The organism is Sphingomonas cannabina (genome assembly GCF_021391395.1).
Taxonomy (GTDB): domain Bacteria; phylum Pseudomonadota; class Alphaproteobacteria; order Sphingomonadales; family Sphingomonadaceae; genus Sphingomonas; species Sphingomonas cannabina.
The window spans coordinates 4,110,379-4,134,547 of sequence record NZ_CP090059.1 but is presented as its reverse complement, the minus strand read 5'-3'; the positions used below and the strand labels follow the sequence as shown (position 1 = coordinate 4,134,547).

Sequence of the window (24,169 nt, the reverse complement as noted above, 5' to 3'; positions counted from 1 at the left end):
ATTGAACAAGGCGAACCGATGCTGATGTCCAACACCGCGCGCACGGCGCGGCTCCACTATATGGCCAATGGCTTCCGCGTGCTGGCCCCCGGCGACCATGTGATCTGCGCGGTCAGCGGCGCCAAGATTCCGCTCGATGAGCTGCGCTACTGGAGCGTCGCGCGGCAGGAGCCCTACGCCAGCGCCAAAATCGCCAGCGAGACGCTCGCTCCGTGAGGCGAACCGCGGGCGGGGGAGGGGCGGTCGCTGCGCTGATCGCGCTCGCAGGCTGCGTCTCGCCGCCGGCGCCTGCACCCTCCCCGGCTCCGTCGGTCGCGCCGCCTGCGGCAAACACGACGCCTCGTGCGCGCCCTTTGCCGCCGGGCGATTTCGCCCTCGACGGCGCGATGATTCAGGGCGGCATCCTGCGCGGCACCGTGCCGACGGGCACGACCGCACTGCGTTTCGACGGCATGCCGGTCCCGTTCGCGCCGGACGGCAGGTTCCTGATCGCCTTCGACCGCGATGCGGGCCCGAGCGCCGCGCTCACCGCGACCCGCTCCGATGGCTCGGTCGTCACCCGCGCCCTCTCCGTCGCGCCGCGCGACTGGCAGATCGAGCGGCTGAATCGCCTCCCGCGCTTCCCCCAGCCGAGCCCCGAGTTCGCCCGCCGCCGCCCCGCCGAGCTCGCCCAGATCGCCGCGGCGCGCGACAGGCAGACCGATGCCCAGGGCTGGCGCCAGCAATTCATCTGGCCGGCGACCGGCCGCATCTCCGGCCGCTTCGGCAGCCAGCGCATCTACAAGGGCGAACCCGGCGCTTATCATTCCGGCGTCGACGTCGCGAAGCCAGAGGGTGCGGTGGTGGCGGCGCCCGCCGACGGCGTGGTGATCCTGGCTGCGGATCATCCCTTCACGCTGGAGGGCAACCTGTTGATGATCGACCACGGCATGGGCCTCAACAGCGCTTTCCTGCACCTCAGCCGCATCGACGTGCGTGTCGGCGACCACGTCCGCCAGGGCCAGCCGATCGGCCGCGTCGGCCACACCGGCCGTGCCACCGGTCCGCATCTCCATTGGGGGATGAAGTGGCGGGACGCGCGGATTGACCCGCTGCTGGTCGCGGGGCCGATGCCGGCCGGAAACTGACTCGGCGTAATATTACTGCTGTCGCCGGCGCTTGCACGACACAATGATGCAGTGCGGAAACCCTGGTGCGATTCTCTGTGTTATTTTGGCTACAGTCCCCTTGAAAAGGCGCAGTTTTGCGTGCGTCTCAGCTTTACAGCGGATGAACGAAGTTTAGACCTCCGCGCATGTCCTTCGCGCAGCTGCGTTGTGCGCCGCGCGAAAGATCACAATCGGCCTTGGGGGCGGCACAGCCGAACGGGCCAAGATGCGAGGGATAATTTCGTGACCAGCAACACCTATTTCAAGCGCAAGTCGCTGTTCGGCGGCGCTGCCCTGCCGGCGCTCGCCTTGCTCGGCGCCGGCATGTATGCGGTGCCGGCATTCGCTCAGGATACCGCTGCGAGCACCACGGTCGCACAAGACCAGGCCGAGCAGTCGACCGGCGAGGACATCGTCATCACCGGCTCGATCCTGTCGAATGCCGTCCCGTCGCCGGTGACCAGCCTCACCATCGAGAACCTCGATCAGCGCGGCATCAGCACGATCCAGGAGAGCATCCAGCGTCTCGCGGCCAACAACGGTCCGGCGCTGACCAACTCCTTCACCGCCAACGGCGCGTTCGCGGCCGGCGCTTCGGCCGTGTCGCTGCGCGGCCTCACCACCAACTCGACGCTGGTGCTGTTCGACGGCATGCGCGCGGCCTATTATCCGCTGGCTGACGACGGCACCCGCAACTTCGTCGACCTGAACACGATTCCCGACGACATCGTCGAGAAGATCGACATCCTGCGCGACGGCGCGTCCTCGACCTACGGCGCCGACGCGATCGCGGGCGTGGTCAACATCATCACCAAGAAGAACGTCCAGGGCATCAGCGGCCGCGCGGAAGCGGGCATCTCCGATCGCGGCGACGCGGCGCAGTACCGCCTGTCGCTGACCGCCGGCTTCGGCGATCTCGATAAGAACGGCATCAACGCCTATGTCAGCGGCTTCTACTACAAGCAGGAGATGCTGAAGAACGCCGATCGTCCGTATCCGTTCGACACGGACGATTTCTCGCGAGTCTGTCACGACGATACCTGCGGCGTTAACGGCATCATCAACGGTGTTCAGTCCGACGGCGTGATGAGCGGCTTCGGCATCGCGACGCCGTTCATCGTCCGTCCGCGCAATCCGGTCACCGGCGGCGCCATTCCCGGCGTTTCCTCGCGCTATCAGCTGCTGAACGGCTGCCAGGGTCTGCCGACCTACACCCTCAGCCCGGCGGAACTGGCGCTTCCGGGTAATGCGGCGGCGCCCGCCAACGGCGTGGTCTGTCAGGAGGATCTGACCAAGCAGTATGGCGTGATCACCCCGGAGGTTGAGCGCTTCGGCTTCTCGGCTCGCGTCACCGCCCGGGTGGGCGAGAGCAGCGAGGCCTATGCCGCGTTCAACTTCGTCCAGTCGTCGTCGTTCGACAGCTACATCCCCGCGACGATCCGCGCTAACGCGCCGGCGCCGTTCTACTATCCGCGCTACAGCACCTCGGCGAACGTTGCTTATTACGGCAACAACACGGTCCTGCAGCTGCCGGTCTATGTCTGCCCGCGCGGCACGACGGCCGCCTGCACCGCGGCCAACGGCACGCTGAACCCGAACAATCCGTTCGCGGCGCAGGGCTATACGGCGGCGATCGCCGGCCGTATCCCGAACCTGTTCGAGGAGAATTACAGCCGCACGCGGACCTATCGCGGTGCCCTCGGCATCCGCGGCCCGATCTCCGACAACTGGGATTACAACGTCAGCGCCACCGCGATGCACGTCGACCTGCTTCGTCGGTACAACGGCTATGTCTACATCCAGCACCTGCTCGATGTGATCGCCGATGGCAGCTACAACTTCGTCAATCCGTCGGCCAACAGCCAGGACGTGCTTGACTATCTCGCGCCGGAAGCGCGGGCGACCTCGACGTCGGACCTGTTCCAGGCCGACGCCAGCGTGTCGGGCAAGCTCGCCGAGCTGCCGGGCGGTCCGCTGCAGCTCGCGTTCGGCGCATCGGTCCGCTACGAAGCGGTGGATTCGCCGAGCATCAACTCGGACTTCAACGGCGGCACGGAGCGGTACTTCCGCCTCAACGGCTTCGCCATCAAGGGTGATCGTACCGTCTACTCGCTCTACAGCGAGCTCAACGCTCCGATCGTCGACATGCTGACGGTCAACCTGGCTGGCCGCTACGACCGCTATCCGAACGGCATCGACAACTTCTCGCCGAAGGCGGGCGTTATCCTCAAGCCGTTCGATCGCTTCCTGACGCTGCGCGGCACCTACTCGCGCGGCTTCCGGATCCCGAGCTTCGGCGAGGCCAATGCGACCTTCCCGACCACGGGTTACGTCACGGCCAACCCCGCCATCTATACCGACTATGTCCTGAATCAGTATGGGTGCTCGCTGGCAACGTACACGAGCTGCCCGACCTACATCACGGGCGCGTCCTACGGCGCAACGTCGATTTCCAATCCGGATCTGAAGCCGGAGAAGTCGCGGAGCTTCACCGGCGGTATCGAGATCGAGCCGGTTCGCGGCGTCAGGCTTTCGGTCGATTACTACAACATCCGGAAGACCAACGTCATCACGACCGCGAGCAACGCGGCGGCGATCGAAGCCTATTATTCCGGCCAGCCGATCCCGGAAGGCTTCGTGGTCGTCCCCGACGCGCCTGACGTCAACAACGAGACCGCCCTGCCGCGCATCGCTTTCGTGCAGTCGCCCTTCATCAATGCCAACACGATGAAGACCTCGGGTCTCGACTTCGGGCTGGATGCGGACGTGGCGCTCACGGACAACATCCGCTTCATGACCAATGCCCAGGCAACCTACATCCTCAAGCTTGAGATGAAGTTCCCGGACGGTCACGTCGAGCGCTACGACGGCACGCTCGGCAACTTCAACCTGACGGCGGGCTCCGGCACGCCGAAGTGGAAGGGCACCTGGACCTCGGCGGTCGAGATCAACCGCAACTTCACGCTGGCCGGTACGCTCAACTATTACGACGGCTATGACCTGTCGGCGATGGACCAGGGCACCGACTACAAGGACTGCGGCCTGAACGACGGTTCGCTGCCCTGCCGCGTGAAGAGCTACATCACCTTCGACCTCAACGCGCAGGTCAAGGTGAACGATCAGTTCACCCTCTACGCGAACGTCCAGAACCTGTTCGACCGGATGCCGCCGATCGACACCGTCACCTACGGTGCGCACGGCTACAACCCGATCCAGGGCGGCGAGGGCATCTACGGCCGTTACTTCAAGGCGGGCGTGAAGTTCGGCTTCTGAGCCGGACCTCAGGTCAGAATATCGGGGCGGCTCGGCAACGAGCCGCCCTTTTTTTAGCAATCCGTTCGGTGGTCCCCTCGGGACTGTCCTGTTCGGATTCAGTCAGTGCTCCTGCGAAGGCAGGAGCTCAGGCCGCAAGTGACGCGGGACGTGATCCAGGGCTCCTGCTTTCGCAGGAGCACGCCTCCACTTCATTCGGACGTTTGATCCCGCCCGTGCTGCACCGCATCGCCGGTGCGGGCGTCAGCTCACGCTCAACTCGAGCTTTCCATCGCCATCGTCCACTTTCACAGTCGACCCGTCCTTTACCTCGCCCTTGAGGATCAGCTCCGCGAGCGGATCCTGCAGATACCTCTGCACCGCGCGCCGTAGCGGCCGTGCGCCATAGACCGGATCGTAGCCGACCCGGCCTAGCCACGCCCGCGCGCCGTCGCTGAGGTCGATCGCGATCTTGCGGTCCGCCAGCAGCTTGGCCAGCCGCGCGACCTGGATGTCGACGATCGGCCCCATATGCTCCGCGGCGAGGCGGTGGAACAGGATGATCTCGTCGAGCCGGTTCAGGAACTCGGGCCGGAAATGCGCGCGCACCACCTCCATCACCTGCGGCTCGACGCTCTCGACGGTCTCGCCGTCGGGCAGGTTGGCGAGGAACTGCGAACCGAGGTTAGAGGTCAGGATGATCAGCGTGTTGGAGAAGTCGACCGTGCGTCCCTGGCCGTCGGTCAGCCGCCCGTCGTCGAGCACCTGCAGCAGCACGTTGAACACATCGCCATGCGCCTTCTCGACCTCGTCGAACAGCACCACCTGATAGGGCCGCCGGCGAACCGCTTCGGTGAGAACACCGCCTTCCTCATAACCGACATAGCCGGGAGGCGCGCCGATCAGCCGTGCGACCGCGTGCTTCTCCATGAACTCGCTCATGTCGATGCGGACCATCGCGGCGGGATCGTCGAACAGGAACTCCGCGAGCGCCTTGGTCAGCTCGGTCTTGCCGACGCCGGTCGGGCCCAGGAACAGGAACGAACCGAGCGGACGGTTCGGGTCCTGCAGGCCCGCCCGCGCGCGCCGCACCGCGGTCGACACCGCGCGCACCGCCTGGTCCTGGCCGATCACGCGCTTGCCCAGCTGCTCCTCCATGTGGAGCAGCTTCTCGCGCTCGCCCTCCAGCATCCGGTCGACGGGGATGCCGGTCCAGCGGCTCACCACCGCGGCGATGTCGTCGGCGTTGACCTCCTCGCGCAGCATCGCGCCCTTGGACGCGCCTTCGGCTTCCTCGAGCTGCTTGGTCAGGGCGGGAATGGTGCCGTAGGAGAGCTCGCTCATCTTGGCGAGGTCGCCCGCGCGCTGCGCCTGCTCCAGCTCGAGCCGGGCGGCGTCGAGCTGCTCCTTGATCTTGGCCTCCGACGCGATCTTGTCGCGCTCGGCCTGCCAGCGCTGCGTCAGCTCCGCCGACTGCTGCTCCAGATTGGCGAGCTCGCCCTCCAGGTTGGCCAGCCGCTCCTTCGACGCGGCGTCGCTCTCCTTCTTCAGCGCCTCGCGCTCGATCTTGAGTTGGATGATGCGCCGGTCGAGGTTTTCGATCTCCTCGGGCTTGGACTCCACCTCCATGCGGATGCGGCTCGCCGCCTCGTCCATCAGGTCGATCGCCTTGTCGGGCAGGAAGCGGTCGGTGATGTAGCGGTTGGAGAGCGTCGCCGCGGCGACGATCGCGCCGTCGGTGATGCGCACGCCATGGTGCAGCTCGTATTTCTCCTTGAGGCCGCGCAGAATCGAGATGGTGTCCTCGACCGTCGGCTCGTCGGCATAGACCGGCTGGAAGCGCCGCTGCAGCGCCGGGTCCTTCTCGACGTACTTGCGATATTCGTCGAGCGTGGTCGCGCCGATGCAGTGGAGCTCGCCGCGCGCGAGCGCAGGCTTCAGCAGGTTGGAGGCGTCCATCGCCCCCTCGGTCTTGCCGGCGCCGACCAGCGTGTGCATCTCGTCGATGAACAGGATGATGTCGCCCTCGGCGGCGCGCACCTCGTCGAGCACGCCCTTCAGCCGCTCCTCGAACTCGCCGCGATATTTGGCGCCCGCGATCAGGCTGCCCATGTCGAGCGCCATCAGCCGCCGGTCCTTGAGCGTCTCCGGCACGTCGCCGTTGGCGATGCGCAGCGCGAGGCCTTCCGCGATCGCGGTCTTGCCGACGCCCGGCTCGCCGATCAGCACGGGGTTGTTCTTGGTGCGCCGGGCGAGGATCTGGATGGTGCGCCGGATCTCCTCGTCGCGGCCGATCACCGGATCGAGCTTGCCGTCCCTGGCGGCCTCGGTCAGGTCGCGCGCGAACTTCTTGAGCGCGTCGTAGCGGTCCTCGGCACCCGCCGTGTCGGCGGTACGGCCGCCGCGCAGCTGGTTGATCGCGGCGTTGATGCCTTCCGGCGTCGCGCCCGATGCCTTGATCGCCTTGCCCGCCGCGGTGTTGAGGCTCAGCGCCAGCGCGACCAGCAGCCGCTCGACGGTGACGTAGCTGTCGCCGGCCTTGGTCGCGATCTGCTCGGCCTGGTCGAGCACGCGCACGGCATCGTTGTCGAGCCCCGGCGTCGCCTGCGCACCGCTGCCCGATACGGCCGGAATCTTGGACAGGGCGAGATCGGTCTCGCTCGCCGCGCGTTTGGGATCGCCGCCCGCGGCCTGGATCAGCCCGGCGGCCATGCCCTGCTCGTCCTCCAGCAGTGCCTTCAGGAGGTGCTCGGGGGCGATCCGCTGGTGGGACATGCGGATGGCGACGGTCTGCGCCGACTGGAGGAAGCCCTTGGCGCGGTCGGTGAATTTCTCGAGGTTCATGAACCTTCCCTGTTGTTCGTCAGGCGCTCAGATGGTGTTGCATATCGGCAACACAAGGGCGGCTGGCTGTCTTTCTTGACCCTGCTTGTGAACTCCATCCGTCCCGGATCGGCACCGGCTGGAAGACGTGCCGCCACGGTTCGCGAGGTTGCAACAATTCCGCAAAGGAAACGACATCGATCTCTCTCCGCACTGCAACATAGCGCGATTAGCGGCGCGCCAGCACGGGCATTGCGCTCGTGCGACTTCGGAGAAACCCCCAGATGCGCCATTTCGCCGCGTGCCTGCTCGCCGGCTCGTCCCTGTTCGTCGCTGTCGCCGCTCACGCGGCCGCGCCGGACGATTCCACAGCCGCAAACCCGCCCGTGGCCGAGGAGCCGACCGCCGAAGCCGACATCGTCGTGATCGGCAAGGGCGAGACCCGCCAGGTCCAGCAGATCGGCGCGCAGGACATCGCCGAGCTCGTCCCCGGCACCAGCCCGCTCAAGGCGATCGAGAAGCTGCCCAGCGTCAACGTCACCGGCGCCGATCCGTTCGGCGCCTATGAATGGGCGCAGCGCGTGTCGATCCGCGGCTTCAACCAGAACCAGCTCGGCTTCACGCTCGACGGCATCCCGCTCGGCGACGCGAGCTACGGCAACGTCAACGGCCTCCACATCAGCCGCGCGATCATCAGCGAGAACATCGCCGAGACCCGCGTGTCGCAGGGCTCGGGCTCGATCGGCACGCAGGCGACCAACAATCTCGGCGGCACGCTGGAGTTCACCTCGCGCGATCCGGCGCGCGAGTTCGGCCTCGACGCCAACGCCACGGTCGGCAGCGACAACATGTGGCGGACCTTCTTCCGGCTCGAGACCGGCGAGCTCGGCGAGGGCGGGCCCAGCGCCTATGTCTCCTACGTCCATTCGGACACCGACAAGTGGAAGGGCTGGGGCTCGCAGCGGGTCAACCAGGTCAACGTCAAGGCGGTCGCGCCCCTGGTCGCGGGCCTGCGCGCGGTCGGCACCTTCGACTTCTCCGACCGGCGCGAGAACGACTATCAGGACCTGTCGCTGGGGATGATCTCGCGGCTTGGCTACAAGTGGGACAATATCTCGAACGATTACGCCACCGCGATCCGGCTGGCCGACATCGCCAACAACATCGACCGGTTCAACAACGCCACCGGCGCGGCCGGCCCGGACGGCCGGTCGGACATCACCGGCAACGCGCCGAGCAATCCGGCAGCGGGCACGGTCTTCCCGGCGCCGTTCCAGACGCTCGACGACGCCTATTTCAACGCCGCCGGCCTGCGGCAGGACTATCTCGCCTCGGTGGGGCTCGAGACGACCGGCGACTCCGCCGTCCACGGCCAGCTCAAGGGCTATTATCATTCGAACCATGGCCAGGGCATCTGGTACACGCCCTATGTCAACTCGCCCTCGGGCGTGCCGATGTCGATCCGCACCACCGAATACGACATCCGCCGCAAGGGCGTGTTCGGCGACGTCGGCACGCGGCTGGGCTTCAACGACCTGACCGTCGGCGCCTGGTACGAGCGCAACGACTTCCGCCAGGCGCGCCGCTTCTACGGCCTCGACAGCCGCACCGAGCCGACCCGCGACAGCTTGGATTTCCAGCACGGCGCCTTCGCGACCCAGTGGGACTGGCAGTACCGGACCGACACCTTCCAATATTACGTCCAGGACAAGCTCGGCTTCGGTCCGCTGACGGTGAACCTCGGCTGGAAGGGCTTCGCCGTCACCGACAAGGCCAATCCGATCGTCGGCGGCGGCCTCGCCGGCGGCCGGATCAAGGTGACCGACTGGTTCCAGCCGCACGCGGGCGTCGCCTATCGGCTCGGCGATGGCGCCGAGCTGTTCGCGGGGTTCACGCAGGTGACGCGCGCCTTCGTCGCCTCGGCAACCACCGGGCCGTTCGCCACCACCCAGACCGGCTTCGACGCGCTGCTGAGCGGCGAGACCAAGCTCAAGCCCGAGCAGTCGGACACCTATGAGCTGGGCGGCCGCGTCCGCGCGGGGCCGTTCACCGGCTCGCTGGCGGGCTATTACGTCAATTTCCGCAACCGCCTGCTCGGCGTCACCACCGGCGCCGGCATCGTCGGCAATCCGGTGATCCTGCAGAACGTCGGCGACGTCCGCTCGCTCGGCTTCGAGGCGACCGGCGACCTCAGGCTCGGCGCCGGCTTCGGGCTGTTCGCGTCCTACAGCTACAATGACTCGACCTATCGCGACGACGTCCACACCACCGCGTCGGTGGGCGGCGTGGCGACGCCGGTGACGATCCCGACCGCGGGCAAGACCGTCGTCGACGCGCCCAAGCACATGCTGAAGGGCGAGGTCACCTACGACCATGCCGGCATCCTGGCGCGGGTCGGCGCCAACTACATGAGCAAGCGCTACTTCACCTACACCAACGACCAGTCGGTCGACGGCCGCGTGGTGGTCGACGCGACGCTTGGCTACCGGTTCGACCTCGGCGGCCGCAGCCTGGAGATCCAGGGTAACGTCACCAACCTGTTCGACAAGAAATACGTCTCGACGATCGGCACCAACGGCTTCGGCAATTCGGGCGACAACCAGACGCTGATGGTCGGCGCGCCGCAGCAGTTCTTCCTGACGCTGAAGGCTGGGCTCTGATTGACAAAAGCGGTGTAGCTGTACCCCGGCGCAGGCCGGGGCCCAGTTGCGATCCTTTTCGATTCTGGGCCCCGGCCTGCGCCGGGGCGGCGAAGGTGCCTACTGCACCTTCGCCGCCTTCGCCCGGTCCTTCGCGAACAGGTCGCCGAAATAATCCCCCTTGAACCACATCGGCGCCTGATCCGCGTCGGCCATCGCCATCGTGATCCGATAGTTGGCCTCGGCGAAGCGCGCGCCGGCGACCCAGTCGATCGGCTGGTTCATGTCGTCGCCCGGATGGTGGTAGTTGCCCGACAGGAACTTGCCCCACTGCTCCTCGCCGCCGTTGGCATAGCCGGTCGCCAGGAACACCGCGGGCACGCCCTGCTTCACGAACATATAATGGTCGGAGCGCGTGAAGATGCTCTCGGCCGGCATCGGATCGGGCGACAGCGTGACGCCCATCGGCTTCACCGCCTGGGCGACCAGCGGCCCCAGCGTCGAATGATCGGCGCCGAACGCGGTCACGTCGGTGAAGCGGTAGAGCAGCAGCGGCATGTCGAGGTCGACGTTGCCGACGATACGGTCGATCGGCACGCTCGGGTGGCGCGCGAAATAGTCGGCGCCGAGCAGCCCCTTCTCCTCGCCGGTCGAGGCGACGAAGATGATCGAGCGCCTGGGCTTGTCCGGCGCCTCAGCGATCGCCCGCGCCACCTCCAGCATCGTCGCGATGCCCGCGGCATTGTCGAGCGCGCCGTTGTTGATCCGGTCCTTGTCGGCCGCGTCGCCGGGCTTGGCGGGGGTGACGCCGATATGATCGAGGTGCGCCGACAGCACGACATATTCGTCGGCGAGCTTCGGGTCGGAGCCCGGCAGGATCGCCGCGACATTGGGGCTGGTCACGCGCTCAGCGGTGCTGGTCGCCTCGATCCGCGCGCTGGTCCTGAGCGCGAAGCCCTTGGGTCGCCCGCCCGCCTTGTCCGCCTCGTCGAGCACCGCCGCCAGCGTCCGCGGCGCACCCGCGAACGCCGCCTCCGCCGCCGGGGTGTTGAGAGAGCCGCTCGCGCGGATGCCCGGCGCCTCGACGAACGGCTCGCCTTCGGGCGAGACCCAGGTGAAGCGCGGCGCATCGCCGCGACGCTTGAGCTGCTCCCACGGCCGCGTCTTGGCGGATTCGCGGGTGGCGATCGTGATCACCCCGATCGCGCCATGCGCTTCGGCGGTCTGGCCCTTCGTCGAGCCGAGGTGCGCGCCGACCTCGCTCGGCATCCCCTTGGGGAAGCCGGCGAGCACGACGACGATCTTCCCCTTGACGTCGAGCCCCTTGTAGTCGTCGATCTTCAGCGTCGGATCGGTGATGCCGTAGCCGACGAACACCAGCGGCGCCGACACGTCGAGACTGCGCTCGCGCACCGGCAGGCCGACCAGCACGTCGGTCCCCTGCGCCCAGCTCTGGGCGCCCTTGGGCCCGGTGACGGTGAGCCTGGCTGGCGTCGCGCCGGGCGAGGTCTTCTGGAAGGTGATGCGCTGGTACCAGCTGCCGTTGTCGCCCGCAGGCTTGAGGCCGAGCGCGTCGAACTCGCTGGCGACGTAGCGCGCTGCGATCTCATGCCCACGGCTGCCGGTGTCGCGGCCTTCGAGCAGGTCGTCGGCCAGGAATTCGACGTGCGCGCGCACGGCCTCCGGCGTGAAGACGGGGACGGCTGCATCCTGAGCGACCGCGACCGTTGCGGTGCAGGCGAGCAGGACGGCGACGAGACGTTTCATGAAATACCCCTCCGGTCGGTCAAGGGCGCACGGTGTAGCGCCCGCGCCGAGCCTGACAATGGCGCGGTCGGGAGAGCTGGCAGGAATGCTACGAACGACAGGGAACCGTCACGGATCGGCGAACCACTATCGCCGCACCGGAGACCGCTGCGGCGTCGATGCCGTGTCGTCGAGGATCGCACCGACCGGCGCGACCGGCTCGATCGCGCCGAGGCTGGCCGGGGCCGTGACGGATCGGACGGTCAGTGCGGCGATCGCCCCGGTCTCCGTCGTTTCGCCGCAACGCCGCGCGTGGCATTCGGCGGCGGGCCGCGGGCAGGGCTGGGCAAAGCCCGCCCGGCATCTCGTCGGCGAGTCCGCGCCGTCTTTCGCTCGCGAGATGGTTGAGGACAGGGCCGGGCCGAGATTGCCCATCGCGTACGGCAGCACCACGGGTTCGACCGGACCGGGCGTCGCCGCCTTGCTGCCCTCCTGCATGCCCTGACGCGCCTCCTGCCCGGTGGCGACCGTCGCGGCGCGCATGTCGAGCAGCACCTGCAGCTGTCCGCGCCATTCGGCGCTGTTGAGCCCGGCGGCAGGAGCTTGTCCGGCGGCTGCAGGCGCGAGCAGGCCGATCAACCGGGTGACGGCGTCGGCACCGAGGAGCGGAACCGCCGGCCGCGTCTGCGGACCATTGCCGATGCCTGGCGTCGTTTGGCCGGCGGTCTGCGCGGCGAGGACGGTGGATGCGACTTCGACAAGCATGGTCCTGATCGCCACCGGATCGCCACTGCCGGCGGCGCGCGCCAGATCGGCGTGGAGCGTACGATCGGCCGGGTCGGGGCTTGTGCGCAGCGCCTCGATCGACCGGCTCGCGCCGACCGGTTCGGCGGACGCGTTGGGGGCGTCCCTGGCGGGCAGAGGCTCCGCCGCCTGCTCGGCGCGGCTGAGGCCGGCGCTGTCGACCGGGCGCAGCTGGGCCGAGACCTCCGCGCGAAGGTCGGCGGCGAAGGCCGGATCGTGCGTGGCCAGCTCGGCGAGCTGCCCGTTGATCGCGGCGGTGTCGGGGACGTTGTTCGGCGAGTGCCGCGCGATCAGCCCCTCGGCGAGCTGCGGGAGTGTCTTGCCCGCCAGCACATTGGCCGCGACGCCCGAGGCGCCTTTCATCGCGCCCTTCGAGATGCCCTCCAGCGCCTGCACCAGGCCCATCGCCGACTCCCTTGGTGGCCCGCACCACAGGATAGCGGATCGCGGCGAAGGGGAAAGCTCGCCGACGCGGCGAGTGCCTCAACGAATCGTCGATTGACAGGGCGCCGACTCGCCTGGTCGCCGTTAAGCTTGCGTGGCGCGGCCCGTGACATTCCCGCCATGCCCGATTGCGGTCGGCCCGCCGCTTGCGGTAGCCAAGCCCATCCGGCCGGTCCGGCCATCAAATGTCTTGCGGGGGAACTCGATGAAATTGTCCCATATGCTGAGCGGCGTCGCGCTGCTCGCGCTCTCGGCCCCGGCGATGGCGCAGGAGGCGAAGCCGGTGCCGGTCGCCGAGCTCGTGCGCGAGGTCAACATCCCCTACGAGCAGTTCACCCTTCCCAACGGTCTCCGCGTCATCGTCCATACCGATCGCAAGGCGCCGATCGTCGCGGTCAGCGTGTGGTACGACATCGGCTCCAAGAACGAGCCCAAGGGCAAGACCGGCTTCGCGCACCTGTTCGAGCATCTGATGTTCAACGGGTCGGAGAACTCGCCGGGCGACTTCTTCGTGCCGCTGCAGGAAGTGGGCGCGACCGACTTCAACGGCACCACCTGGTTCGACCGCACCAATTATTTCGAGACGGTGCCGACCCCGGCGCTCGAGCGCGCGCTCTATCTCGAGAGCGACCGCATGGGTCACCTGCTGGGCGCCGTCACCCAGGACAAGCTCGATAACCAGCGCGGCGTCGTCCAGAACGAGAAGCGCCAGGGCGACAACGAGCCCTACGGCCTGGTCGAATATGCCCAGATCGAGGGGCTGCTGCCTCCCGACCATCCCTATGGCCACACCACGATCGGCTCGATGGCCGATCTCGACGCCGCCAGCCTCGCCGATGTGAAGAAGTGGTTCCGCGACCATTACGGCCCCAACAACGCGGTGCTGGTGCTCGCGGGCGACATCGACGCCGCCGCCGCCAGGCCGCTGGTGGCCAAATATTTCGGCGACATCCCCGCCGGCCCCAAGACGGCACCCGTCCCCACCACCATCCCGACGCTGCCCGGGCCCAAGGCGGTGACGATGAAGGACCGCGTCGCCAACGTCCGGCTCTACCGCTACTGGACGGTGCCGGGGCTCAACGACAAGGATTCGGTGCCGCTCAACGTGTTCGCCTCGGTGCTCGGCGGCCTCGCCAGCTCGCGGCTCGACAACACGCTGGTGCGCAAGGACCAGCTCGCCGTCTCCGCCTCCGCCAGCGTGCAGGATTTCGCGCAGCTCGGCTTCTTCGAGATCCAGGTCAATGTGAAGCCCGGCGTCGACCCGGCGCTGGTCAACAAGCGGCTCGACGAGATCTTCGCCGATCTCCTCAAGAACGGCCCCACCGCCGACGAGGTCCAGCGCGTCGCGATGCGCGAGGTCTCCAGCACGATCGAGGGGCTGGAGCAGGTCGGCGACTTCGGCGGCAAGGCGGTCGCGCTCGCCGAGGGGGCGCTCTATTCGAACGATCCCGGCTTCTACAAGAAGCAGCTCGCCGCCTATGCGTCGGCGACGCCGGAGAGCGTCAGGGCGGCGGCGCAGAAGTGGCTGAGCCGCCCGGTGTTCGCGCTCACCGTCGAGCCCGGCCCCCGCGCGGCCTATACCGAGGCGGCGGTTGCCGCCAAGCCTGCCGAGGCGGCACCGGAGGCGCCGGTCAAGGGCACTCGTGGCCCGCTCCCGGCGGTCGGCGAGATCAGCAACCTCGCCTTCCCCAAGGTCGAGCGCACCAAGCTCTCGAACGGCATCGAGCTCGTCTACGCCCAGCGTACCGCCGTGCCGATCACCCGCGCGGCGCTGAGCTTCGACGCCGGCATTGCCGCCGATGTGCCGGGCAAGCTCGGCACTCAGTCGCTGATGCTCGCGTCGCTGGAGGAAGGCGGCACGAAGAGCCTCGACCCGATCGCGCTCGCCGAGGCGCAGGAGCGGCTGGGCATGGAGATCACCTCCGCCAGCACGCCCGACCGCACGACCGTCGCGTTCGAGGCGCCGAGCGCCAACCTCAGCCCCGCGCTCGGCGTGCTGTCGGACGTGGTGCGCACGCCTGCCTTCGCCGCGCCGGAGGTGACGCGCGTCCGCAACCAGCTGCTCGCGCAGATCGCGGCCGAGCTCACCAATCCCAGCGGCCTCGCCTCGCGCACCTCGCCGCCGCTGCTCTACGGCACGGCGTCGCCTTATGCGAAGGCAGCCGCCGGCAGCGGCGATCCCAAGGCGGTGGCGACGCTCGCCCCGGCCGACCTCAGGGCGTTCCACGACGCGTGGCTCAGGCCCGAGAAGCTCAAGGTCTTCATCGTCAGCGACCGCCCGCTCGCCGAGGTCAGGCAGGCGTTCGAGAGCCGCTTCGGCGACTGGCGCGGCACGGGGGCGCCGGGGACCAAGGACTTCGCCGCCGCCGCGCAGCAGTCCGCGCCCAAGGTCGTGCTGGTCGACCGCCCCGATTCGCCGCAGTCGATGATCGTCGCGGGCCAGCTCACCCGGCTCAAGGGCACCGACGAGCTGCTGCCCTACACCACCGCCAACGACGTGCTCAGCGGCAACTTCCTGTCGCGCGTCAACATGGACCTGCGCGAGACCAAGGGCTGGACCTACGGCAGCTACGGCACCTTCCGGCGGCTCGAGAATGCGGTGCCCTTCACCATCACCACGCCGGTCCAGGCCGACCGCACCGGCGATTCGATCAAGGCGATCCAACTCGACGTGCGCGAGTTCCTGACGACGAAGGGCGTCACCCCCGAGGAGTTCGGCCGCACCATCGCCGGATTCGTCCGCGAGCTGTCGGGCAGCTTCGAGACGTCGAGCGCGGTGCTCTCGGCGATGCAGATGAACGACCTCGCCAAGCGCCCGGACGATTATTATTCGACCATCGCGCAAAAATATCGCGCGCTCACCGCACCCCAGCTTGACGCTGCGGCACGCGAGGCTTTGGACCCGAATCGCTTCGTCTGGGTGGTCGTCGGCGACGCCGCCAAGGTCCGCCCCCAGCTTGACTCGGTCGGATTGCCGGTTGAGGTGGTCCCGGCGCCGGGCGCCCAGCCCGCCGCCGCGGCAAGCAACTGAGCGAGAGAGGAGCAAGCGATATGGCCGGCATCGACGGCACCTGGGATACCGTCATCAAGTCGCCGATGGGCGACCAGAAGGCGACCGTGACCTTCCAGTCGAACGGCGACGCGCTCACCGGCACCTTCTCGGGTGCGATGGGCTCGACCGAGGTCAAGAACGGCAAGGTCGACGGCGACAAGGCGAGCTGGGCGGTGGACATCACCGTGCCGATGCCGATGACGCTGACGATGGAAGCGACGGTAGACGGCGACGCCCTCAACGGCATGGTCACCGCAGGTGCGTTCGGCAGCTTCCCGATCACTGGTACGCGGGCGGGGTGAGTCCAAATTTCCCTCTCCCGTTGGGAGAGGGAGGGGCCCGCTCGACGTAGTCGAGTGGGAGGGTGAGGGTGCCCTCGCTGGCGGTGGCGGCCTCACCCTCCCGCCGCTTCGCGGCTCCTTCCCTCTCCCAATGGGAGAGGGACGGTAGAAGCTACCGCATCACCCGCGTCACATGCCCCATCTTGCGCCCCGGCCGCGCATCGCGCTTGCCGTAGAGGTGGAGATGGGCGTCGCCCTCGCCGAGAAGCTCGGCCCAGCGCTCGACGTCGTCGCCGATCAGGTTCTCCATCACTACGCCCCGTCCGGTCAGCCCGGTATCCCCGAGCGGCAGGCCCGCGATCGCGCGGATGTGGTTCTCGAACTGCGAGGTCACCGCGCCCTCGATCGTCCAATGCCCCGAATTGTGGACGCGCGGCGCCATCTCGTTGAACACCGGGCCGTCCGCGGTCGCGAAGAACTCCAACGTCAGCACCCCGACATGCTCCAGCGCCTCGGCCACCCGCCCGGCGAGCGCCGCCGCCTCGGTCCATTGCACCGCGATCTCCGCCGGGGCCGGCACGGTCGAGCGCGACAGGATACCGTCCCGATGCTCGTTGAGCGGCGGCGGATAGCTGGCGATACTGCCATCGGCGCCGCGCGCCAGCAGGATCGAGAATTCGTGCGCGAAGGTGACGAATCCCTCCAGCACCGCCGGCGCGCCCGCGATCGCTTCCCAGGCGGCGTCGGCATCGGCGGGGGAGGCGAGCCGCACTTGCCCTTTGCCGTCATAGCCGAGCGTCGCGGTCTTGAGGATCGCCGGGCAGCCGATCGCTGCTATGGCCTCGTCCAGCGTCTCGCGGCTTTCGACCCGTCGCCATGGCGCCGCGCGGCCGCCGAGCGCCTCGACGAATTCCTTCTCCTCGGCGCGATGCTGCGCCACCGCCAGCGAGCGCGGCGAGGGATGCACCGGCACGAACGTCGCCAGCGCCTCGATCGGCCCCGCGGCGATATTCTCGAACTCGTAGGTGACGACGTCGACGCCCCGCGCGAACCGCGCCAGCTCGCCGGCATCGTAATAGCCGCCGCGCGTGTAGCCGCCGCTGACGTCGTTCGCCGGCCCGGTCTCCGGAGCGTAGATATGGGTACGATAGCCGAGCTGCGCCGCCGCGACCGCCAGCATCCGGCCGAGCTGGCCGGACCCGAGGATGCCGATCGTCGATCCGGGCGGAAGCACTAGTCGGTCGGCTCCTCGGCGACGCCGTGCGTCTGCGCCTCGCGCCACTCGATCAGCCGCTTGGCCAGCGCGTCGTCGGCGGTGGCGAGGATCGCGGCGGCGAGCAGGCCCGCATTGGTCGCCCCCGCCTTGCCGATCGCCAGCGTCCCGACCGGCACGCCGCCCGGCATCTGCACGATCGACAACAGGCTATCGAGGCCCTTCAGCGCCTTGCTCTCCACTGGCACGCCCAGCACCGGCAGGTGCGTCATCGCCGCCGCCATGCCCGGCAGGTGCGCCGCCCCGCCCGCGCCGGCGACGATCACCTTGAGCCCGCGGTCCGCAGCGGACGTGGCATAGTCGTAGAGCCGCTGCGGCGTACGGTGCGCGGACACGACCTTGGTCTCGTGCGCGATGCCGAGCTCGTCCAGCACGCTCGCGGCATGCCGCATCGTCTCCCAATCGGACGACGACCCCATGATGATGCCGACCAGCGTCATGCCGAGCGGTTAGCGGGGCAGGGCGAGGAGGGCAACCGTCACGATGCCGCCGGGCAGAACCCATCGCTTCGGTATCCCAGCTTCATCACAAAAGCCTAATCCAGATTAGATGTGGCGAGCGGCATCCGTTCGTGATGAACTGACCGCATAGTATCAGAGCGTCGCACGATGGCTTCGAATTGTCCTGGGAGGGGCGGTCGGGATGAAGGTCGTTCTATTCTGCGGCGGATTTGGGATGCGCATGCGCGGCGCGTCCGGAAACTTGCCGAAACCTTTGGTATCCGTAGGCGGCATTTCCCTGTTGGACTCGATCATGCGCTATTACGCGCATTATGGACATACCGATTTCGTCCTGTGCCTGGGCTATGGTGCGGAGGCGATCACCGAACATTTCCGGCGCATGGGCGGGGAGTTCCTGCCCACCCTCTCGCCGGAGATGCAGGCGGTCCGCCTGCGCCAGGACGGCGGCACCTGGTGGAACGTCGCGCTCGTCGACACCGGCCTCCGGACCAGCATCGGCCAGCGCCTCCGGCTGGTCGAGCGCTATGTCGAGGGCGAGGAGCTGTTCCTGGCCAATTATGCCGACGGCGTCACCGACCTGCGCCTGCCGGAGGTGATCGCCGCCATGTCCGCGCGCCCGGCGATGGTGGCCGCGATGACCGCGGTCAGGCCGAGCCAGAGCTTCCACTACCTCCGCTACGGCCGTGACGGCGCGGTCTCCGCGATCGACGACTCGCCGACCGCGGACCTCAGGATCAACGGCGGCTTTTTCGTCTTCCGGCAAGCCATCTTCCGCTATCTCGAGGATGGCGAGGATCTGGTCGACGGGTCCTTTCCGCGCCTCGTCGACGAGGGGCGGCTGCTCGCCTACGCCCATGACGGCTTCTGGCGCGCGTGCGACACGCCCAAGGACCTGGAGGTGCTGGAGGCGGCGCATGCGGCAGGGAACGCGCAGTGGGAAGTGTGGCGCGATGCCCCGCTCGCGCCGGCGGCCCTGCTCCAGACCTCCTATCGATGATCCCGCTGACCCTGCCGAATGCGCGCACGGAGCCGCTGCGCGTCCTCTGCCTTGGCGCCCACGCCGACGACATCGAGATCGGGTGCGGCGGGCTGCTCCTCGACCTGCTCGCGTCGGTCGAGGCGGCGGTACATTGGGTCGTGTTCAGCGGCGACGACATCCGCGCCGACGAGGCGGAGCGGAGCGCGCAACGGTTCGCCGGCAACAAGGCCGCGCTGGAAGTGGAGGTCCACCATTTCCAGGACGGTCTCCTCCCCCACCAGCTCCCCGCGATCAAGGCGGTGTTCGAGGCGATCAAGCGGCGGTCGCGGCCCGACCTGATCCTCACCCATGTCGCCAATGATTCGCACCAGGATCACCGCGTGATCGCCGAGCTCAGCGCGAACACGTTCCGCGACCATCTGCTGCTCGGCTACGAAATCCCCAAGTACGACGGCGACCTTGGCCGGCCCAACCTCTACGCACACCTGTCCGCGGATGTCGCCCGGCGAAAGGCCGGCGCTATCTGCGAGGGCTTCCCCAGCCAGCGCCACCGGCAATGGTTCAGCCCCGACACCTTCCTCGCACTCGCCCGCCTGCGCGGCATCGAATGCAATGCGCCGGAGGGCTATGCCGAGGGCTTTTACGCGCCCAAGGTGGTGCTGGCGTTTTGAGTCCGCTTCGGGATCGTCCGCTCCGCTCGCAAGCCTGATCGCGTTGCGCAATGGGGCGGCCCCTTCCCCGCGCTTGGTTCCTTGCCCACGAAGTGCGGATCGGTTCCGAACGTGAGCGACAGCCGCCGTGCCAGCCGCATGAAGCTCCGGCCGCGTTCGGTCAGGCACAGCTTGCCGTGATCGACGACGACGTTGCCGGAGCGGCGCTGCTCCTCGATCCGGCGGTCGATCTGGGACATGGCTATGACATAGTCGTCGACGAATGCCGCCCTCAGGCCTCTGGCGTCGAGCGGGTGCTCGGTCTCGGCCGCTTCGATCCGGCTCAGCAGGAAGACGCTGATCGAGCGGTCGATGGTCACTGGCAGGATGATCAGGAACGCCATGTTGAAGCTCAACGATGTCGCCACCGCCGCGATGACGGTCACGGGGTCGGCGCCGCGGCGGCGCAACAGCAGGAGGAGCGCGATCGCCATGATCACGGCGTCGACCGCGCACATCAGCAGGCCGCGGTAGAACAGGATCGAGCCATCCCGCAGCAGCGGCGAGCGCATGAGGCCGATGTAGAGCAGGAACCCCGCCAGCGTGGTGGAGCCCATGATCGCGAAGGATGTCAGGAGGCGTTTCATGGACTGGGGCTCCCGATCTCGGCGATGCAGACCCGTGGGTCCCGGTAGGCGCATCGCAGCCCTGGCGGAGGGGCGCCGTTTTGTCGCCACACCGGATCCCGCGCCGAGAAGAGGATCGCATCGATGCCCTCGCGACGGGCGATCGCCGCGATCTCGCCCGGCGGTAGCGCGCGCTCGAAAATCGGGCGCAGGCGGCTGATCCTGTCGATGACCTGCCGACGCGGCGCGCCGAACAGATTGGCCTCGCCGTCGGCGACGGCCGTGCCGTTGCGGCCATAGAGGCCGAAGTTGAACACCCGCCTGGTCGCGCCGGGATTCGCCTGCAGCACGGCATCCGCAGGGAGGTGCCGTTCGGCCCAGCGATAGGCCTGTCGTTCCGAATAATCGACCGCGGGCGCGGCGTTGATCTGCTCCCAGCTCGCTCGGAACTCAGGCGGGATGGATCTCAGGCCGAAAAGGTCCCACGCATTGGCGAGCACGCCAACCGCTATGAGCATTCGCAGCATCAACGGAACCACGGCGATCTCCGTCAGGATCGCGCCGGTCCAGATGATGGCGGGCAGCTGCGCGAACCAGATCGAGCGCCAGCCGAAATCATTGTTGATGATCGTTGAGCGCACAAAGCTGGCTTCGACCAGGCCGATCGCCGCCGAGATAAGGAGCAGGACCGCGAGCGGATTGTCGGGCGCCGGGCGGCGGATGCGAGCGGCGAGGAAGGCGATCGCGCCATAGGCGAAGGCGCCGAACTCGATCATGTACCCGACCGGCAGCAGGAGGATCAGAATCAGCGCAGAGCCGAATCCCCCGCCCGCATCGATCCCGCCATAGGGCCGCAGATAAGGGGCAAGCGGAAAACCCTCCTGCGCGCGACCCGAGATGAGGTCGCCGATCTGGGGCGCGGCGACCAGGAGCGCGACCGTCACGGCAAGGATGAAGGCGAGCAACGGCGCACGGCCCTTGCCGAGGAGCGCGAGCTGCCAGGCGGCCAGAATCGGAACGGCGGCGACGGCGATCCAGACCGACATGCCGAAACCGGAGGCGAAGGCGAGCCCCGCACCGGCGCCGAGCATCCCGAAACGAGCACCCTTCTCGACGCGGGCCCGCTCCAGCAGATCCGCGCCTATCCAGATAGCGAGGAGCGCGCTCAGATGGTGCGGCACCCACAGAACGGTCCCGAAGGCGAAGCTGACCGCCTCGCTCCACCAGTCGACCTGCGGATACCATAGGCCCGTCTGCATCGTGCGGAGCAGGGCGAAGGGAAGATCGGCGCCGCCGACGAAGCAGAGCGCCGTCATCACGATGAAAGCGCGTGCGCGCCGACCGGACGCGATCAGCCCGGCATCGACGGCGATGCGCCAAAGCGCCGCCGGGAGTGCTATCCCGGTCCAGAACGCCGATCCTGCAAAGGCCATGCGACTGTCGACGAGGCCGTGCCCCAGCCACCGCACCATCGCCGGCCCGAGATAGTAATAATAGTAATATCCAGCGGCCGCGGGCCGAGCGAAGAACGCGTCGCGCAGGGGGAGGCCGTGCTGCGCCAGCGATTCTATGACGGACGCGTGTTTGACCAGGTCGAGGACTATCAGGCTCTGGTTCAGGCGCCCGGCCCGGTCGACGTCGACGAAGGCGAAGGCGACCGCGAGCCACCACAATGGCAGCAGCGCGAACAGCGGATGAGGGCCGATCCGGCGGGACCGCAGAAGCGCAATGACGGCCCCAGCGCCGACGACCGCCAGGGCCAGGTGGATGATGCTCGTGACCGCGAGACCGACCAGCCGGATGCACAGCGCGTCGATCGCGGGCTGGACCGCCAGCGACAGCAGCAGCGCCCATCCGCATCGCGTCCAGCCGCGACCTGGATCCAATCCCAGCATCCGCTCGCAACCGACGACGAGCGCGAGACCGGGCAGCCAGGCGATGAACGGCATGAGCATCGTTGCGGCTGCCAGCCCGCTCAGGTCCTGGGCCAGCGCCGTCATCGGGGAATGACCGCGGACGTGCTTGTCGACGCACGCGATCCGCACCGAGCGGCAACCGGAAGTACAATCATTGCGCGCCCATCCCCCTCCCTTCGCAATCGGCGGGATAGGAGAGGAAGGTTAACAACGCCTTTGCCACGCCGGCGCCTGTCGCCGGACCGCGGCTTCGCTCACTGCCGGTAGAGGGCGTCCAGCCGTGCCCCATAAACCTCGCGCAGCACGTGGCGGCGGATCTTGAGGCTCGGCGTCAGCTGTTCGTTCTCGATGGTGAAGGGCTCGTCGGCCAGAATGAAGCGCCGGATGCGCTCGATCTGCGACAGCTCCCTGTTGACCCGCTCGACCGCGTGGCCGATCGCCGCCTTGAAGTCGTGGTCGCCTCCCAGCCTGACGAAGTCGCACGGCGTACCGCTGTGCGCGCACCATTCCTGCGTCCATTCGGGATCGGGCACGATCACCGCCACCATGTACGGCTTGCGGTCGCCCGAGATCATCGCCTGCAGTATCTCGGGCTGCAGCGTCAGCATCCCCTCCACCTTCTGCGGCGCGACATTGTCGCCCTTGTCGTTGACGATGATGTCCTTCTTGCGGTCGGTGATCTTGATGCGACCCTTCTCGTCGATCAGGCCGATGTCGCCGGTGTGGAGCCAGCCGTCCTTCAGCACGCGCTCGGTCTCGGCCTCGTTGCGCCAATAGCCCTTCATCACCAGCTCGCCCTTGACCAGGATCTCGCCGTCCTCGGCGATCCGGACCTCGGTGTTCTTGAGCGGCGGGCCGACCGTGTCGTGCTTGAGGCCGACGCTCGGCCGGTTGCACGAGATCACCGGCGCCGCCTCGGTCTGGCCATAGCCCTGGAGGAAGGTGAGGCCGATCGATTCGAAGAACTGCCCGACCTCGGGATTGAGCGGCGCCCCGCCCGAGACCATCGCCTTGATCCGCCCGCCGAAGCGCTTGCCGATCTTGGGCTTGAACAGCGCGTTGACCAGCAGCTTCGCCGGCTGATCGGCGATGCCGATGCGCCCGCCGGCCGCCTTCTTGCCGCCGAGCCGCACCGCCTGGTCGAGCAGGAAGGTGGAGATGCGGCCCTGCTTCTCGATCGCCTTGGTGATGCGGGTGCGCAGCACCTCGAACAGGCGCGGCACGACGACCATGATCGTCGGCCGCGTCTCCTCGATGTTGGAGGCGAGCTTGTCGAGCCCCTCGGCATAATAGATCTGCGCCCCGAGCCCGATCGGGAAATGCTGCCCGCCGGTATGCTCATAGGCGTGGGAGAGCGGGAGGAAGGACAGGAATATCTCGTCGTCGTCCCAGCCGAAATCCTCGGAGATGACCGCGGAGGCGCCCTCGACATTGTGCAGGATCGCGCCGTGGTGCTGCATCACCCCGCGCGGGGCGCCGCCGGTGCCGCTGGTGTAGATGATGCAGGCGAGGTCGCCGCGCTCGGCGGTGACGCTCGCGGCGACCGCCTCGACGTCGCCGGGATGGGCGGCGATCAGCGCCCGCCAGTCGTGATAGTCGACCTGTCCGGTCTGGCCGGGCCGCATCTCGTCGATCCCGATCACCACCCGCGCCGAGGAGCGCAGCACCGCGGGCATCAGCACGCGCGCGAGCTTGGAGGTCGAGACGATCACCGCGCAGGCGCCCGAATTCTCCAGGATATGCGCATGGTCGCGCTCGGTGTTGGTGGTGTAGGTGGGGACGGTCACGCAGCCCGCCGCCATGATCGCAAGGTCGCTGATGCACCATTCCGGCCGGTTCTCGCTGACCAGCATCACCCGCTCGCCGGGCCTCAGCCCGATCGCCTTCAGCGCGGTGGCGAGGCTCGCCACCTGCCGCGCCGCCTCCGCCCAGCTCGTCGGCACCCACTGGCCGCCCTGCTTGGCCCACAGGAACGGTGCTTCGCCCTTCTCCCGCGCACGGGTGAAGAACATGGTGACGAGGTTGGGGAAATGTTCGAGCGTCCGTGTCATTCAGCCTCTCTCCCCCATTTTTTT

The 24,169-nt window shown here is 67.9% G+C and carries 16 protein-coding genes; 8 read left to right on the top strand and 8 right to left on the bottom strand.

Going from position 1 to position 24,169, the window contains the following annotated elements:
* Positions 1–18 precede the first annotated feature (18 nt).
* The 3 genes from LZK98_RS19395 (at position 19) to LZK98_RS19385 (ending at position 4,421) form a co-directional block, all read left to right on the top strand.
* Entirely contained in the window at positions 19–216 is a 198-nt protein-coding gene (locus tag LZK98_RS19395) for a DUF2093 domain-containing protein (protein ID WP_233784149.1), read from the top strand.
* Entirely contained in the window at positions 213–1,127 is a 915-nt protein-coding gene (locus tag LZK98_RS19390; protein WP_233784148.1) for a M23 family metallopeptidase, read from the top strand. The genes LZK98_RS19395 and LZK98_RS19390 overlap by 4 nt, the downstream gene beginning before the upstream one ends.
* A 345-nt stretch (positions 1,128–1,472) precedes the next feature.
* Positions 1,473–4,421, top strand: a complete 2,949-nt coding sequence (locus tag LZK98_RS19385) for a TonB-dependent receptor domain-containing protein (RefSeq protein ID WP_406694229.1) — start codon at positions 1,473–1,475, stop codon at positions 4,419–4,421.
* Between the two features lie 243 nt (positions 4,422–4,664).
* Here LZK98_RS19385 and clpB read toward each other — a convergent pair whose 3' ends face one another.
* A complete protein-coding gene (gene clpB / locus LZK98_RS19380) occupies positions 4,665–7,244 on the bottom strand; it encodes an ATP-dependent chaperone ClpB (protein ID WP_233784146.1) in 2,580 nt (859 codons plus the stop codon).
* Positions 7,245–7,507: 263 nt separating this feature from the next.
* Between clpB and LZK98_RS19375 the strand changes: the two genes are divergently transcribed.
* Positions 7,508–9,883, top strand: a complete 2,376-nt coding sequence (locus LZK98_RS19375) for a TonB-dependent receptor (RefSeq protein WP_233784145.1) — start codon at positions 7,508–7,510, stop codon at positions 9,881–9,883.
* Positions 9,884–9,982: 99 nt separating this feature from the next.
* Here LZK98_RS19375 and LZK98_RS19370 read toward each other — a convergent pair whose 3' ends face one another.
* Entirely contained in the window at positions 9,983–11,629 is a 1,647-nt protein-coding gene (locus tag LZK98_RS19370) for a M28 family metallopeptidase (protein ID WP_233784144.1), read from the bottom strand.
* A 126-nt stretch (positions 11,630–11,755) separates the two neighbouring features.
* Complete coding sequence (locus tag LZK98_RS19365) at positions 11,756–12,817, bottom strand: hypothetical protein (RefSeq protein WP_233784143.1); 1,062 nt, start codon at positions 12,815–12,817, stop codon at positions 11,756–11,758.
* Between the two features lie 244 nt (positions 12,818–13,061).
* Here LZK98_RS19365 and LZK98_RS19360 point away from each other — a divergent pair, with 244 nt between their 5' ends.
* The gene (locus LZK98_RS19360) at positions 13,062–15,887 is read left to right on the top strand and encodes a M16 family metallopeptidase (RefSeq protein WP_233784142.1); all 2,826 of its coding nucleotides are present in this window, start codon (positions 13,062–13,064) and stop codon (positions 15,885–15,887) included.
* A 20-nt stretch (positions 15,888–15,907) separates the two neighbouring features.
* A complete protein-coding gene (locus LZK98_RS19355; RefSeq protein ID WP_233784141.1) occupies positions 15,908–16,210 on the top strand; it encodes a hypothetical protein in 303 nt (100 codons plus the stop codon).
* A gap of 151 nt (positions 16,211–16,361) precedes the next feature.
* On the opposite strand, the gene LZK98_RS19350 is transcribed toward LZK98_RS19355, so the two are convergent.
* Both LZK98_RS19350 and purE read right to left on the bottom strand, forming a co-directional pair.
* A complete protein-coding gene (locus LZK98_RS19350) occupies positions 16,362–17,369 on the bottom strand; it encodes a 5-(carboxyamino)imidazole ribonucleotide synthase (RefSeq protein ID WP_233786644.1) in 1,008 nt (335 codons plus the stop codon).
* A gap of 53 nt (positions 17,370–17,422) precedes the next feature.
* Positions 17,423–17,902, bottom strand: a complete 480-nt coding sequence (purE, locus tag LZK98_RS19345; RefSeq protein WP_233784140.1) for a 5-(carboxyamino)imidazole ribonucleotide mutase — start codon at positions 17,900–17,902, stop codon at positions 17,423–17,425.
* 202 nt (positions 17,903–18,104) lie between these two features.
* Here purE and LZK98_RS19340 point away from each other — a divergent pair, with 202 nt between their 5' ends.
* The gene (locus LZK98_RS19340; RefSeq protein WP_319937518.1) at positions 18,105–18,920 is read left to right on the top strand and encodes a sugar phosphate nucleotidyltransferase; all 816 of its coding nucleotides are present in this window, start codon (positions 18,105–18,107) and stop codon (positions 18,918–18,920) included.
* Positions 18,917–19,573, top strand: a complete 657-nt coding sequence (locus LZK98_RS19335) for a PIG-L deacetylase family protein (RefSeq protein ID WP_233784138.1) — start codon at positions 18,917–18,919, stop codon at positions 19,571–19,573. The genes LZK98_RS19340 and LZK98_RS19335 overlap by 4 nt, the downstream gene beginning before the upstream one ends.
* Here LZK98_RS19335 and LZK98_RS19330 read toward each other — a convergent pair.
* From LZK98_RS19330 to LZK98_RS19320, 3 genes are all read right to left on the bottom strand, one after another.
* Positions 19,543–20,199, bottom strand: coding sequence for a hypothetical protein (locus LZK98_RS19330; protein WP_233784137.1), 657 nt, complete (start codon positions 20,197–20,199; stop codon positions 19,543–19,545). The genes LZK98_RS19335 and LZK98_RS19330 overlap by 31 nt on opposite strands.
* Complete coding sequence (locus LZK98_RS19325; RefSeq protein ID WP_233784136.1) at positions 20,196–22,178, bottom strand: hypothetical protein; 1,983 nt, start codon at positions 22,176–22,178, stop codon at positions 20,196–20,198. Before LZK98_RS19325 ends, LZK98_RS19330 begins: the two co-directional genes overlap by 4 nt.
* Before the next feature lie 170 nt (positions 22,179–22,348).
* The gene (locus tag LZK98_RS19320; protein ID WP_233784135.1) at positions 22,349–24,145 is read right to left on the bottom strand and encodes an AMP-dependent synthetase/ligase; all 1,797 of its coding nucleotides are present in this window, start codon (positions 24,143–24,145) and stop codon (positions 22,349–22,351) included.
* Between the last annotated feature and the right edge of the window lie 24 nt (positions 24,146–24,169).

Coding starts and splice junctions, on each gene's coding strand:
- purE (WP_233784140.1), bottom strand. CDS start 17,902: ATGACGCTGGTCGGCATCATCATGGGGTCGTCGTCCGATTGGGAGACG.
- LZK98_RS19360 (WP_233784142.1), top strand. CDS start 13,062: ATGAAATTGTCCCATATGCTGAGCGGCGTCGCGCTGCTCGCGCTCTCG.
- clpB (WP_233784146.1), bottom strand. CDS start 7,244: ATGAACCTCGAGAAATTCACCGACCGCGCCAAGGGCTTCCTCCAGTCG.
- LZK98_RS19335 (WP_233784138.1), top strand. CDS start 18,917: ATGATCCCGCTGACCCTGCCGAATGCGCGCACGGAGCCGCTGCGCGTC.
- LZK98_RS19325 (WP_233784136.1), bottom strand. CDS start 22,178: ATGACGGCGCTGGCCCAGGACCTGAGCGGGCTGGCAGCCGCAACGATG.
- LZK98_RS19350 (WP_233786644.1), bottom strand. CDS start 17,369: ATGCTGGCGGTCGCGGCGGCGCAGCTCGGCTATCGTACCCATATCTAC.
- LZK98_RS19330 (WP_233784137.1), bottom strand. CDS start 20,199: ATGAAACGCCTCCTGACATCCTTCGCGATCATGGGCTCCACCACGCTG.
- LZK98_RS19340 (WP_319937518.1), top strand. CDS start 18,105: ATGAAGGTCGTTCTATTCTGCGGCGGATTTGGGATGCGCATGCGCGGC.
- LZK98_RS19375 (WP_233784145.1), top strand. CDS start 7,508: ATGCGCCATTTCGCCGCGTGCCTGCTCGCCGGCTCGTCCCTGTTCGTC.
- LZK98_RS19385 (WP_406694229.1), top strand. CDS start 1,473: ATGTATGCGGTGCCGGCATTCGCTCAGGATACCGCTGCGAGCACCACG.
- LZK98_RS19395 (WP_233784149.1), top strand. CDS start 19: ATGCTGATGTCCAACACCGCGCGCACGGCGCGGCTCCACTATATGGCC.
- LZK98_RS19320 (WP_233784135.1), bottom strand. CDS start 24,145: ATGACACGGACGCTCGAACATTTCCCCAACCTCGTCACCATGTTCTTC.
- LZK98_RS19370 (WP_233784144.1), bottom strand. CDS start 11,629: ATGAAACGTCTCGTCGCCGTCCTGCTCGCCTGCACCGCAACGGTCGCG.
- LZK98_RS19365 (WP_233784143.1), bottom strand. CDS start 12,817: ATGGGCCTGGTGCAGGCGCTGGAGGGCATCTCGAAGGGCGCGATGAAA.
- LZK98_RS19355 (WP_233784141.1), top strand. CDS start 15,908: ATGGCCGGCATCGACGGCACCTGGGATACCGTCATCAAGTCGCCGATG.